Origin of the sequence: Cellulomonas sp. Root485 (genome assembly GCF_001426705.1) — a bacterium.
Taxonomy (GTDB): domain Bacteria; phylum Actinomycetota; class Actinomycetes; order Actinomycetales; family Cellulomonadaceae; genus Cellulomonas.
Window position 1 is genome coordinate 72489 of record NZ_LMFC01000006.1, and the last position, 13208, is coordinate 85696.

Below are 13208 nucleotides of genomic sequence, written 5' to 3' on the forward strand. Positions count from 1 at the left end.
ACGAGCGTTCGTCACGTCAGCCCTCGCCGTCGTCGGCGGTGTCGACTCCGACGCCCGCCGTCCCGGCACCTGTCGGGCTGTCCGCGGAGCCCTCGGTCGCGTCCCCGGCACCTGCCGGGTTGTCCTCGATGCCCGACGGGACGTCCCCGACCCCTGCCGGCCCCTGCGCGAGCAGCAGCTCGAAACCCGCCTCGTCCAGGATCCGCAGCCCGAGCTCGCGGGCCTTGGTCTCCTTCGACCCGGCGTTCTCGCCGACCACCACGTAGTCGGTCTTCTTGGAGACGCTGCCCGCCGACTTGCCTCCGCGCGCCAGGATCGCCTCCTTCGCGCCGTCCCGGCTGAACCGCTCCAGCCCGCCGGTGACGACGACCGTCAGCCCCTCGAGCGTGCGCGGAGCCGACTCGTCCCGCTCCTCCTGCATGCGCACCCCGGCGGCCGCCCACTTGTCGACGATCGCGGCGTGCCACTTGTCGTCCTCGCCGGGCTGGTCGAACCACGCCCGGACCGCACCGGCGATCGTCGGACCGACACCCTCGGCCGCCCCGATCTCCTCCTCGGTCGCGACCGCGATCGCCGGGACCGACGCGAAGTGCTGCGCGAGCGCCCGCGCCGCCGTCGGTCCGACGTGCCGGATGGACAGCGCCACGATGACGCGCCACAGCGCGGCCTGCTTCGCCTTCTCCAGGTTGCCCAGCAGTGCGGCACCGGTCGCGTTCAGGTCCCCGGCCTCGCGGACCGCGCCCGCGACCTTGGAGCGGGCCGACAACGTGAACAGCGGCACCTTGCGCAGCGCGTCGGCATCGAGCGCGAACAGGTCTCCCTCGTCCGTCACCACCCCGGCGGTCAGCAGTGCGCTGGCGGCCTCCCAGCCGAGCGCCTCGATGTCGAACGCCCCGCGCGACGCGACGTGGAACAGCCGCTCGCGCAGCTGCGAGGGGCAGGACCGCTGGTTGGGGCAGCGGATGTCGACGTCGCCCTCCTTCGCGGGCGCCAGCGGGGTGCCGCACGAGGGGCACTCCGTCGGCATGACGAACGCGCGCTCCGTGCCGTCCCGCAGGTCGACCACCGGCCCGACGATCTCCGGGATGACGTCCCCCGCCTTGCGCAGCACGACGGTGTCGCCGATGAGCACACCCTTGCGGGCCACCTCGCTCGCGTTGTGCAGCGTCGCCATCTCGACCGTCGACCCCGACACGAATACCGGCTCCATCACGCCGAACGGCGTCACGCGGCCGGTGCGCCCCACGTTCACGCGGATGTCGAGGAGCTTGGTGTTCACCTCCTCGGGCGGGTACTTGTACGCGATCGCCCAGCGCGGAGCCCTGCTGGTGGACCCGAGCCGGCGCTGCAGGGCGATCTCGTCGACCTTCATCACGATGCCGTCGATCTCGTGCTCGACGTCGTGCCGGTGCTCGCCGTAGTACGCGATCATCTCCCGCACCCCGTCGAGCCCCTCGACGATGCGCGTGTGCCCCGAGACGGGGACACCCCAGCCCGCCAGCAGGTCGTAGACCTGCGACTGCCGCTCGATCCCGGTCCCCTGCCCCGCGCCCCAGACCAGCGCGCCGATGCCGTGCGCGTACATCCGCAGGTCACGCGACGCGGTGACCCGGGGGTCCTTCTGCCGCAGCGAGCCGGCGGCGGCGTTGCGCGGGTTGGCGAACGGGCTCTTGCCCGCCTCCACCTGCGACGCGTTGAGCTCGGCGAACGCCGCGACCGGCAGGAACACCTCGCCGCGGATCTCGATGCGCTCCGGGTGCGTCGCGGGGTCGCCGGCGAGCACGTCGGGGATCGTCGAGATGGTCCGGACGTTCAGCGTGACGTCCTCGCCGGTCCGCCCGTCACCGCGCGTCGCCGCCCGGACCAGCCGCCCCTGCTCGTACAGCAGCGCGATGGCGAGGCCGTCGATCTTGAGCTCGCACAGGTAGTGGATCGACGCGTCCGACTCGAGGTCCCGGTGCAGCCGCCCCGCCCAGGTGGTGATGTCCTCGTCGGAGAACGCGTTGTCCAGCGAGAGCATCCGCTCGACGTGCGCGACGGACGCGAACTCCGTCGAGAACGTGCCCCCCACCCGCTGCGTCGGCGAGTCCGGCGTCCGCAGTCCCGGGTGCTCGTCCTCCAGCGCCTGCAGCTCCCGCAGCCGCTCGTCGTACTCCTTGTCCGACGACGTCGGCGCGTCGCGGATGTAGTACGCGAACTGGTCCGCCTCGATCAGGGCGGCCAGCTCCGCCCACCGGTGACGGGCCTGCGCAGGGATCTCGGTCTCGGCGGACGCGCTCACGGGCGCGGGTGCTTCGTCGCTCACCGGCACATCCTCTCGCGCGCCGCCCACAGCGCGCTGTCCCGACGCACCCGAGAGCATGTGCACGCAGTCGCGCCGCTATGGTCGCCGCATGGTGAGCGCGCTCCGCAGCACACGGATGAAGGCGCTGGTGGCGACGGCGGCCATGGGGATGCTGCTAGGCGGATGCGTCGGTGGGAGCGAGCCCGTGGCCGCTGGAGACCCCCTGTTCGAGGGTCTCGACCCCGCGGTGGTGGACGAGGCGCTCGCGACCAAGGGGGACGTCATCGCCGCGGCACCCGAGGATCAGCGAGCGTGGACGGCCCAACAGATCGCGGTGGAGATCGCGGTGTGCCGTGCCGCGTACGCACACCTGGAGGCATGGCCCGTCGGCGGCCCACGGCCCGGAGCGCTGGACCTGCCCCGACTGACGTCAGGTGCGGTAGAGGCGGGAGCTTTCGACGCAGGGGCCGCCGACGGTGACGCGCAGGGCGGGCCGGGTCTGCCGTGGGACGCGATGCAGGCGCAGCTGCTCGGCCTCCTGGATGCGGAAGGCCGCGACGGGCTCGTCCACTTCCTGCAGCTGATACCCGGCTGCCAGATGCCGGTCGTGCCAGGGGCCTCGGGTCCCAGCATCTTTGACGCGGTCGCCGCGGAGTACGGCCGGACGCCGCAGTGAGCACGTGAGGTTCGGTTGTGGGTGATCGATCGAGGCCTACGAGCTACACCTCGTCGCGAGCACGTCGCCGCTGCAGCCACGGCCCCACCACCAGCACCCCGCACACCAGCACGCCGCCGACGGCGAGCACCGCGCCGGTGGCGAACAGCGGGACGGACGCGGCGGCGACGACGACCTCGGTCGGCGAACCGTCGACGTCCCACGTGCAGATGGCCTTCGGCGGGACGATCGTGTACTGCACGGACGCGGAGTCGGTCCCGGCGGCGTAGGCCTCGACGCACGGGTCGGGGTCGTCCTTCGTGGCGGTCAGGGTGGTCACGCCGATGCCGGTGTAGCAGATGACGAGCAGCACCATCCCGACGATCGCGGCCCCGGACCCGATCAGCAGCGCCAGGGCGCGCCGCACGCTCGGCTGTGCAGCAGCCACCGTCATGCCTCCGCTCGTTCGGCCACGATCCGCGCGGCCCGGACCAGTCCGGCCAGCACGGCGCGGGCGTCGTCCGGGCTGCCCTTCCCGGTGATGTCACCGGCGAGGAGCACGACGTCGCGCAGCCCCGCCATCGGCAGCCCCACGGACCGCCACGGCCGGGTGAGCGTATCGGCCTGCCCGGTCACGTCGGGTCCGGCGCACTGCGAGGAGGCCTGCGGCGCGAGCTCGGGCCAGAAGGCGAGCCCGCCCTCGATGACCTCCGCGACCTTCTCCCAGCTCCGCTCGTCGAGCGCGGGGACGGCGAGCGCGAACCCGTCGACGGCAGCCGCGCGGATCGCCCCGAGGGAGGTCCAGGCGGTGCCGCCGTGCACGACGACCCGGGCACCGTCCAGTGCGCGAGCCACGTCGCCGATGCGCTCGGCCGCGACGGGACCGGGGACGGACCGCAGCGCGGAGTAGCCGGAGAACGAGGGCAGCACCCCGGCCATGACCTGCGCGAGCAGCGGCTCGTGGAGCAGCACGGTCGGCTCGGCGCCGGGCACCGAACGGCGGATCGCGGCGAGATGCTCGGCGAGGCCCGCGGCCAGCGACGCGGCGAGCTCGCGGACGGCGCCGGCGTCGGACACCACCCGGTCGCCACGGGACAGGTAGAGGGAGGCGGCGAGCGTCATCGGGCCCAGCACCGGTACGACGAGCGGTCCGGACCACCCGTGCCCGGCGACCGCGAGCGCGTCGACGTCCTCGCGCACGTAGGCCTGGGCGCGGGCGAGGTCACGGCTGGGGCGGTCGGCCAGCTTCCAGCCGTGCGGCCCGAGCTCGGTGGGCAGCTCCGCGAGCAGGGCGGCCGCGCGGCCGGTGCGGTCGCACCAGGGTCCGCGCTCGGCGAGCGTCACCGTGAACGGGAGACCGGCCACCTCGGACGGGGTGTCGACGAGGTCGCCGACGACGACGGTCTGCGCCTCCAGCACGTCGAGGCCCGGCCACGGCCCGGTGCCCGTGACGCCCGGTCGTCCGCCGCTCACCGGGCGACGCCGGCGGTGACGCGCTGCGCGGAGGTCACGGTGGCCTGGCCGAGCACGCGGGTGCCGTCGTACAGGACCGCGGACTGTCCCGGCGCGACACCGCGCAGGTCACCGGCGGCGTCGAGCACGACCTCGACGACCCCGTCGCGGACGGTGGCCCGCGCGGGGACCGCGGAGCCGTGCGCCCGGACCTGCAGGGAGCACGCGAACGAGCCGTTCGCGTCGGCGAACCAGACCGCTCGGTCCGCCTCGACGGCGTGCACGGCGAGCTCGTCGGCGGAGCCGACGACGACCCGGTTGTTGACCGGCTCGACGGAGAGCACGTACCGCGGCTTGCCGTCGGGAGCCGGCCGGCCGATCGACAGCCCTTTGCGCTGCCCGACGGTGAACGCGTACGCGCCGTCGTGCTGACCGAGCACCGCGCCGGAACCGTCGACGATCTCCCCGGGCTGCGACCCGAGCCGCGAGCGCAGGAAGCCCTGGGTGTCCCCGTCGGCGACGAAGCAGATGTCGTAGGAGTCCGGCTTGGCGGACACGGACAGCCCGCGGGCGGCCGCCTCGGCACGGGTCACCTCCTTGGAGGCGACGTCGCCGAGCGGGAACATCGACCGCGCCAGGCGCTCCGGACCCATCACGGCCAGCACGTACGACTGGTCCTTGGCCAGGTCCCGGGCGCGGTGCAGCTCCCGGGTGCCGTCCGCGCGCGTCTCGATGCGCGCGTAGTGGCCGGTGCAGACGGCGTCGAACCCGAGCGCGACGGCCTTGTCCAGCAGCGTCGCGAACTTGATGTGCTCGTTGCAGCGCACGCACGGGTTCGGCGTGCGACCGGCCTCGTACTCGGCCACGAAGTCCGCGACGACGGTCTCCTCGAACCGCTCCGACAGGTCCCACACGTAGTACGGGATCCCCAGCACGTCGGCGGCGCGACGGGCGTCCCCGGCGTCCTCGATGGAGCAGCACCCGCGCGAGCCGGTGCGGAACTGGTCGCGGGTGCGGGACAGGGCCATGTGCACGCCGACGACGTCGTGCCCGGCGTCGACCGCTCGGGCCGCGGCGACCGCGGAGTCGACGCCCCCGGACAGGGCGGCCAGGACGCGCATCAGGTCACCGACCCGACGGTCGCGAGCCCAGCGGCCCGGGCCCGGTCGACCACGCCCGGCAGGGCCGCGAGCAGCGCGTCGACGTCGGCGGCGGTCGACGGGTGCCCGAGGCTGAACCGCAGCGCGCCGCGCGCGGCGACCTCGTCGACCCCCATCGCGAGCAGCACGTGGCTGGGCCGCGGGACGCCCGCCTGGCAGGCCGACCCGGTCGACGCCTCGATCCCGGCGGAGTCGAGCAGGTAGAGCAGCGAGTCGCCCTCGCAGCCCGGGAACGTGAAGTGGGCGTTGGCGGGCAGCCGTCGCGACGTGTCCCGCGGCCCGCGCAGCACCGCGTCGGGGACGGCGGCCTCCACTCCGGCGACCAGGGAGTCGCGGAGCGCTCCCACGCGGGCGGCGAAGGCGTCGCGCCCTGCGGCAGCGTGCTCGACGGCGAGCCCGAACGACGCGATCAGGGCGGCGTCGAGCGTGCCCGACCGCACGCCGCGCTCCTGCCCTCCCCCGTGCAGCACGGGGGTCAGGTCGAGCCCGCGCCGCGCGAGGAGCGCACCGGCACCGCCGGGTCCGCCCACCTTGTGGCCGCTGACGGTCATCGCGTCGAGGCCCGACGCGCCGAAGTCGACCGGCACCTGGCCGACGGCCTGCACCGCGTCCGCGTGCACCGGCACACCGTGCCGGCGGGCGAGCGCGACCACGTCGTCGAGCGGCTGCAGGGTGCCGACCTCGTTGTTGGCCCACATCACGGAGATCAGCGCCACCTGGTCGCCGTTGCGCTCCAGCTCCTCGCCCAGCGCGTCGACGTCGACCGTCCCGTCACCGTCGACGGGCAGGAGCACCAGCTCCGCGCCGGCGTGCTCGGCCATCCAGAACGCCGGGTCCAGCACGGCGTGGTGCTCCACGGCAGACACGAGCAGTCGTCGGCGGCGTTTGTCCTCGTTGCGTCGGGACCAGAACAGACCCTTCACGGCGAGGTTGTCGGCCTCGGTGCCGCCCGACGTCCAGACGACCTCGCTGGGCCGCGCACCGAGGGCCGCGGCGAGCCGCTCGCGGGCCTCCTCGACCACCCGACGGGCCGCACGGCCGGACCCGTGCAGGGACGAGGGGTTGCCGGTGCGCACGAGCTGCTCAGCGAGCACCCGCGCGGCCTCCGGGAGCATGGGCGTGGTCGCCGCATGGTCGAGATACACGCTCATCGGCTCCAGTCTACGAACGACCTCCACAACTCCCGACCGCACGCCCCGTGGGATCACCCGCCGAGCGCCGCTCGCTACCTGGCAGGATGTGCCGCGTGAGTGCCGATGACGTCATTGCCCTCCCGCTCGCCTTCAGCGGCCAGCGGTTGGACTGGCGCGACCTCCCGCGGCACGTCCGGACCCGGATCGCCGAGCTGGCGGGCGCTCAGGTCACGGCCGAGATCAGCGCGACCAGCGGGTTCAGCCCCGGTTTCGCTGCCGTGCTCGAGCTCGCCGACGGGCGCGGCGTCTTCGTGAAGGCCGTCTCCGGCGAGCAGAACCCGGTCTCCCCCGACCTCGCCCGCGCCGAGATCCGGGTGTCCCACGCGCTGCCCCCGCAGGTCCCGGCGCCCCAGCTCCTGTGGTCCTCCGACGACGGCGACTGGGTGATCCTCGGGTTCGAGGTGGTGCACGGCCGCTCTCCCGAGCTCCCGTGGCGGCCCGAGGACCTGCGCGCCGTCGCCGACGCCGTGGGAGCGCTCGCAGACGCCGAGCCCCTGCCCGGGCACTCGCTGCCGCGCACGGACGACCAGCTGGCCGAGGACTTCACCGGCTGGCGCAAGCTGCACGCCCTCGACCGCCAGACCCAGGAGCAGTACGCGGATCTCGCGGGCGACATCGGCCGGTGGGCGCTGGACAACGTCGAGCAGCTGGTCCGCTGGGAGCAGGAGTCGCTGCGCGTGTGCGCGGGCGACTCCCTCGTGCACGGGGACCTGCGCGCCGACAACGTCATGATCGACCCCGACCACCAGCACCGGGTCTGGATCATCGACTGGCCGCACGCGAGCGTCGGTGCCCCGTGGCTCGACCTGGCGTTCATGCTGCCGAGCGTCGCGCTGCAGGGCGGCGGGGACCCGGCGACCAACTTCCGCGAGCACGCCGTGTCGGACGGGGTGCACGACGACGACCTGCGGGCCGGCCTGGCCGGGCTGTCGGGGTACTTCGCGTGGAGCTCGCGCCAGCCCGCGCCCCTCGGCATCCCGAACCTGCGCCGGTTCCAGGCCGCGCAGGGCGTCGCGACGGTCCGCTGGCTGCGCGACCTGTCCTGACGGGGGCTCAGCCGAGGACGGCGCCGGCGGGGCCCCAGCCGAGGAGCGTGTGCCCCTCGGACGCCACGCCGATCAGGGTCCCGGGCAGGTCGACGCGCCACTCCTCGCCGCCGTCGTCGAACCGGTAGGCGACGAGCTCGCCGATGCCCGGCCAGTCGTTCAGCGCGGTCACGGCGCCCGGCTCGTCGGGCCGTTGCTGCGCGCTCAGCAGGTGGCGCCCGTCGGTCACCAGGTCGCCCATCGTCCGGCCGGTGAGCACCGGTGCCCGCCAGAGCTCCGCGCCGGTGCGGCCGTCGACCGCCACGACCCCGTCCGGCGTGCTGAGGTAGACCCGCCCCCGCGCCACGACCGCCGCGCCCGACAGGCCGTGCCCGACATCCCACAGCTCGTCTCCGGTGGACCGGTCGTACGCGCGGAGCCTCGAGCCGGCCGCGAGGACCAGGTCGGAGAGGCTGCCGTCGTCGGCCGAGACCTGCCCGAGCCGGCCGGGGAGCACGAGGTCCGGACCGCCCCCGACGATCGTCGTCGTCTCCTGCCCCTCGTCGTCCTGCGAGAACGCGGCGACGATGCCCAGCCGCGCGTCCGCCGTGAAGCCGTTGCTCGCGTCGACCACGGTGCGCGCCGGACCGCCGTCGCCGTCGAGCAGCGTGATCCGGCGCCCGGCGGTCACGACCGCGAGCCCGTCGTCCGTGCGGAGCAGCGTGGTGGACCGGTCGACGAAGCCGCCCTCGTCGGGTTCGGCGCCGGCGGACGGCACGACCGACTGCCACCGCTCCTGGCCGGTCAGCAGGTCTGTCGCGGTGACCACGAGCGCACCGCCGGGGCGGGGGACGCCGACCGCGACGGCACCCGGCAGCGCGGTGAACGCCACCGCCCCGGGCACCTCCCGGTCGGCGACGACGGAGCCGTCCGCGACGTCCGCGACCACCAGCCGGCTGAGCGGCGACGGGACGAGCACGTTCTCCGTCTGCCGGAACCCCAGGTAGGTGTCCGTGACGAGGCACACGACGTGCTCGGTGGCTCCCGGCTCGAGCACGCACCCGCCGACCTGGTCGAACCCCTCGTCGGTGCGTTCGACGACGTGCGCGCCGACGAGGGGCGTGGTCCAGCGGCGCTCGCCGGTGAGCTCGTCGACGGCGACGAGCGCCTGCGACTCGTCGCTCGCGCGCTGCAGGCCCACGAGGATCCCGCCGGGCAGCTCCGACCAGGGCACCCAGCGGGTGCCGGGATCCAGCGTCCACAGGATCCGCACGTCCTCGTCGACCGGTCGCACGACGCCCGGCACGTCGGCGAGCGCCGCGACGGCGGCACGGTCGCGCAGCTCGACGACCACCTGCACCCCGACGAGCGCGACAGCGGCGACGAGCACCGGGACGAGCAGCCGCCGCCACGACCTGCGCCGGGGCTCGGCATCGCCCGGGCGCGCGGGCTCGTCGTCGCGCTCGACGAGCTCGACCGCCGCCATGCCCATGCGCCGTCGCATGGCCGGATTATCCGCCCGTGAGCGTCAGACCTGGTCGCGCGGCTCGTCGGCCTGGAGCTTGTGCTCCCGGTCGCGCAGCTGCGCCTCCCAGTCCTTGAGCATCTGCTCGTGCTTGTCGTCCGACGTGCGCATGCCGGCGAGGAACTCCGGGTCGTCGTCCGGGGACGTCCGGCGCGGCCTCTCGTACTCGGGGAACCCGGCGGTCTGCGTCGACGGCCACGGGACGTTGCGCGCCTGCCGGCGCTCGGGGCGTCCCGCGACGAGCCACGCGATCCCGCCGACGACCGGCAGCAGGATGATGACGAACACCCAGGTGGTCTTCGACAGGTTCCGGGGGACGTCCGTCTGGATGCAGTCGATGAGGCAGTAGACCAGCAGGGCGATCTCGATCAGGTACGGCAGATAGCGGATCACGGGACTCCTCGGGCACCCCTGCCCGGCGTGCTGTCAGCCGGGACCGACGCGCAGGCTAGCGGAGCCGGAGAGCACCTGTCCGGGGTTCGGTTGCCCGACCGACGCGATCACCCGGACGGACCAGTCAGCCGAGGACCGACGCCCCGCCCTCACCCCAGCCCACCAGCGTCGACCCCGTGGACCAGACGCCCGCCACCCCGTCGGGCAGGTCGACCCGCCAGTCCTCGACCCCGTCGTCCAGGCCGTACGCCGCGAGCTCCCCGACGCTCGAGACCTCCTCCGTCCAGACCCCGCCCGACTCGTCCGGCCGCTGCTGCGAGCTCAGCAGGTGCCAGCCGTCGGTGACCAGGCCTCCCATGGCCCGCCCTTCGGGCGCCGGTGTCCGCCAGAGCTCCTCGCCGGTGCGGGCGTCGATCGCGACCAGACCGCGTCCCGAGCTGGCGTACACGCGTCCGCGGATCACCAGCGCGCTGTCCGCCCGCACGCCGTCGACCGTCCACAGCGGCGTCGGGCTGTCCCGGTCGTACACGCGCAGGCTCGAGTCGGACATCAGCACGAGGCCCGGCATGCTGCCGTCGTCGGCGGACAGGTTCACCGGCGCCCCGGGGATCGTGACGTCCTCCCCGTCGCGCCCGACGAACGTCGTGCGCTGGGCCCCGCCCGGATCGCTCGAGAACGCCGTCACGGCTCGGGTGGCCTCGTCGACGTGCCAGCCCGCGCCCGCATCGATGTCGGACCGGAGCACGGTGCCCTCGCCGTCCAGCAGGACCATCCGACCGGGCGACACCACGGCGCCGACCCCGTCGAGGGTCCGGAACAGGGCGACGCTGCCGTCCACGAACACGTCGGCCTGCGGCTCGGCGGTCGGCGCCGGCAGGGTCGTCCGCCAGTGCGGCTCGCCGTCGAGCAGGCCGGTCGCGACGAGCGTGATCGCGTCGTCGGCTTCCTGGACCGCCACCACGACGGCGTCCGGCAGCACGGTGAACGCGACAGCCCCGGGCGCCCGCTGCTCCGCGACGACGGACCCGTCGGAGGTGTCGAGCACGACGACCGTGCTGAGCTCGCCGGGCACCAGGTCGGCGGACATCTCCTGGTAGGTGACCAGACCGTCGCTCACCAGGCACGCCACCCGGCCCGCCACGTGCGGCACCTGCGCGCAGCCGCCGATCTGGCTCCCGGCGGCCTCGAGCGGGTGCGCCGGCGCCAGCGGGGTCGTCCACAGCCGCTCCCCGGTGAGCTTGTCGACGGCCACCAGCGACTGGGACCCGTCGGCCGGTCGCTCCAGCCCGACGAGCGCCCCGTCCCCGCGCAGGTCCCACCAGAAGAGCGACGAGAGGGCCTCCTCCGGCGTCCAGAGCACCCGGACGTCCTCATCGACCACCGGCACCACGCCGGGCACCTCGCTCAGCGCCGCGAGCGCGGCCCGGTCGCGGGCGACCTCGACGGCCTGCACCCCGACCAGCACCAGGACCAGCGTGACGGGGACGGGAGCCCAGCGCCGGACGAGCCGCCAGCGGTCCGCCCGGCTCAGCCGCGCGGGGGGATCGCGGGGCGCGTCGTCGTCGTCGTGCTCGACGAGCTCGACGCTCTGCATCGGTGCGGGCCGGACCATGCCCGGACCCTACCGACGCGCCCTCGCCGCGATCAGCCCTTCAGGCGGCGGATCTCCGCGGCGGCCTGCGGCACGACGGTGAACAGGTCGCCGACGACGCCGAAGTCCGCGATCTCGAAGATCGGGGCGTCGGGGTCGGAGTTGATCGCGACGATGGTGCCGGACGCCTGCATGCCGCCGCGGTGGTGCACGGCACCCGACACGCCGACGCCGACGTAGAGCCGCGGCGCGATCGTGACGCCGGTCTGGCCGATCTGCGCGTCGTGCCCGATCCAGCCCTCGTCGGTGGCCACACGCGTGGCGCCGACCGCGCCACCGACCACGTCCGCCAGCTCCTCGACGACCGAGAAGTCACCCTCCGTGCCGCGCCCGCCGACCACGACGATGCTGGCGCTGCCGAGATCCGGCCGACCGCTCGCGGGCCGCTCGACCCGCTCGACCAGGGTCACCCGCCGGGCCCTCTCGCTGACCGCGACGGTGTGCTCGCCGATCTGCGGGGCGGGCGCGCCCTCGACCGTCGACGGCACGACCGAGTTCGACTTGAGCGCGACGATCGCCAGCGGGGTGGTGACCGCGCACGTCGTGTTCCAGGTGCCGGCGAACACCGTCTTGGAGGCGACGTAGCGCCCGTCGACCAGCGCGAGGCCGTCCGCGTCGGTGACGACACCGGCCCCGGTGCTGATCGCGAGGCGTGCGGCGGCCTCCTTGTTCTCGAACGAGGAGACCACGAGCAGCAGACCTGCTCCGGTGGCGTCGAGCAGCGACGCGAGCGCCTCGGCCAGCACGGCCGACAGGTGGGGGTCCGCGTCGACGACGACACGGTGGACGTGCGTGGCACCGAGCGCGGCGAGCTCGGCGACGACCTCGGGCGACGGCTCGGCACCGTCGACGGCCCATGCGGCGTGCACCCCGGCGCCGCCGGACAGCTCGCGGGCGAGCGTGAGGAGCTCCCGGACGGGGGCGCGGACGGCTCCGTCCACGGTGTGGTCGACGAGCACGAGCACGGGTGCGGTCACAGCGGCGATCCTTCGGTTCGGGACGTCAGACGAGCTGGTTGTCGACGAGGTACGCGGCGAGGCGGACCCCGGCGTCGCCCGTGTCCTGCACGAGCACGCGGTTGTCGCGGGGCGGCCGGGCAGCGGCCTCGAGCACCTGCGTGCGCGCCCCGAGCAGCCCGACGTGCGAGGCGTCGACCTCCAGGTCCGCGAGCGTCAGGGTGGTGACGGGCTTCTTGCGGGCCGCCATGATGCCCTTGAAGTTGGGGTAGCGGGGCTCGTTGGCCTGGTCGGTCACGGACACCAGCGCCGGCAGCGAGGCCTCGAGCACCTCGGAGGCGTGGTCGAGGTTGCGGCGCACCCGCACGGTCGACCCGTCGACGGTCAGCTCCGCGGCGAGCGGCAGCGCCGGCAGGTCGAGCAGCTCCGCGAGGGCGGTCGGCAGCAGCGACGTCAGGCCGTCCAGCCCGGCCATGCCCAGGACGACCAGGTCGACGTGCTCCTGGGCGTCCAGGTGGCGGATCGCGGCGGCGAGCACCCGCGCGGTGCCGACGACGTCCGAGCCGGCGACCGCGTCGTCGACCACGTGGACCGCGTCCTCGGCACCCATCTGGAGACCGCGCCGGACGGCGTCGACGGCGTCGTCGGGGCCGACGGTCAGGGCCACCACAGAGCCCTCACCTGCCTCCACGATGGCCAGCGCCGCCTCGAGGGCGTTCTCGTCCAGCTCGTTCAGGGTGCCGTCCCCGCCGTCGCGGACCACGCGACCGTCGGGGCCCAGGGCCCGCTCGGACTGGATGTCAGGGACATGCTTCACACAGACGACGATCCTCACCCGCGGAACGTTACCGCCCGACCCGGACTCGGCGAGCACACGGTCCAGGGGCGGAGACACCCGACACGTGTGGGCTTGT

Annotated in this window: 12 protein-coding genes; 2 read left to right on the plus strand and 10 right to left on the minus strand. The window is 74.4% G+C overall.

The window, feature by feature from the left end:
• Window positions 1–16: 16 nt before the first annotated feature.
• Entirely contained in the window at window positions 17–2362 is a 2346-nt protein-coding gene (gene ligA / locus ASD16_RS21120; RefSeq protein WP_082571049.1) for an NAD-dependent DNA ligase LigA, read from the minus strand.
• Between the two features lie 31 nt (window positions 2363–2393).
• On the opposite strand from ligA, the gene ASD16_RS21125 reads away from it, so the two are divergent.
• Window positions 2394–2960, plus strand: coding sequence for a hypothetical protein (locus ASD16_RS21125; RefSeq protein WP_055922780.1), 567 nt, complete (start codon window positions 2394–2396; stop codon window positions 2958–2960).
• Between the two features lie 43 nt (window positions 2961–3003).
• Here ASD16_RS21125 and ASD16_RS21130 read toward each other — a convergent pair whose 3' ends face one another.
• The 4 genes from ASD16_RS21130 to ASD16_RS21145 are packed head-to-tail and all read right to left on the minus strand — an operon-like array spanning window position 3004 to window position 6702.
• Window positions 3004–3393 carry a hypothetical protein gene (locus ASD16_RS21130; RefSeq protein WP_055922784.1) on the minus strand — a complete coding sequence of 130 codons (390 nt, stop codon included), beginning with the start codon at window positions 3391–3393 and terminating at the stop codon, window positions 3004–3006.
• On the minus strand, window positions 3390–4412 hold the full coding sequence (locus ASD16_RS21135; RefSeq protein WP_055922787.1) for a hypothetical protein: 1023 nt from the start codon (window positions 4410–4412) through the stop codon (window positions 3390–3392). The genes ASD16_RS21130 and ASD16_RS21135 overlap by 4 nt, the downstream gene beginning before the upstream one ends.
• Complete coding sequence (mnmA, locus tag ASD16_RS21140; protein ID WP_055922790.1) at window positions 4409–5512, minus strand: tRNA 2-thiouridine(34) synthase MnmA; 1104 nt, start codon at window positions 5510–5512, stop codon at window positions 4409–4411. Before mnmA ends, ASD16_RS21135 begins: the two co-directional genes overlap by 4 nt.
• Window positions 5512–6702 carry a cysteine desulfurase family protein gene (locus ASD16_RS21145; protein WP_055922793.1) on the minus strand — a complete coding sequence of 397 codons (1191 nt, stop codon included), beginning with the start codon at window positions 6700–6702 and terminating at the stop codon, window positions 5512–5514. Before ASD16_RS21145 ends, mnmA begins: the two co-directional genes overlap by 1 nt.
• An 86-nt stretch (window positions 6703–6788) precedes the next feature.
• Between ASD16_RS21145 and ASD16_RS21150 the strand changes: the two genes are divergently transcribed.
• On the plus strand, window positions 6789–7790 hold the full coding sequence (locus ASD16_RS21150) for a phosphotransferase family protein (RefSeq protein ID WP_235523485.1): 1002 nt from the start codon (window positions 6789–6791) through the stop codon (window positions 7788–7790).
• A 7-nt stretch (window positions 7791–7797) separates the two neighbouring features.
• Here ASD16_RS21150 and ASD16_RS21155 read toward each other — a convergent pair whose 3' ends face one another.
• The 5 genes from ASD16_RS21155 to ASD16_RS21175 all read right to left on the minus strand — a co-directional run bounded on the left by ASD16_RS21155 (window position 7798) and on the right by ASD16_RS21175 (window position 13129).
• A complete protein-coding gene (locus tag ASD16_RS21155) occupies window positions 7798–9273 on the minus strand; it encodes a PQQ-binding-like beta-propeller repeat protein (protein WP_157454059.1) in 1476 nt (491 codons plus the stop codon).
• A gap of 24 nt (window positions 9274–9297) precedes the next feature.
• Window positions 9298–9687 (minus strand): PLD nuclease N-terminal domain-containing protein, encoded by a 390-nt coding sequence (locus ASD16_RS21160; RefSeq protein ID WP_055922802.1) that lies wholly within the window; start codon window positions 9685–9687, stop codon window positions 9298–9300.
• Window positions 9688–9811: 124 nt separating this feature from the next.
• Window positions 9812–11299, minus strand: a complete 1488-nt coding sequence (locus ASD16_RS21165) for a PQQ-binding-like beta-propeller repeat protein (protein WP_055922805.1) — start codon at window positions 11297–11299, stop codon at window positions 9812–9814.
• Between the two features lie 32 nt (window positions 11300–11331).
• On the minus strand, window positions 11332–12315 hold the full coding sequence (locus tag ASD16_RS21170; protein ID WP_055922808.1) for an electron transfer flavoprotein subunit alpha/FixB family protein: 984 nt from the start codon (window positions 12313–12315) through the stop codon (window positions 11332–11334).
• A gap of 25 nt (window positions 12316–12340) precedes the next feature.
• Window positions 12341–13129 carry an electron transfer flavoprotein subunit beta/FixA family protein gene (locus tag ASD16_RS21175; protein ID WP_055922810.1) on the minus strand — a complete coding sequence of 263 codons (789 nt, stop codon included), beginning with the start codon at window positions 13127–13129 and terminating at the stop codon, window positions 12341–12343.
• Window positions 13130–13208 lie beyond the last annotated feature (79 nt).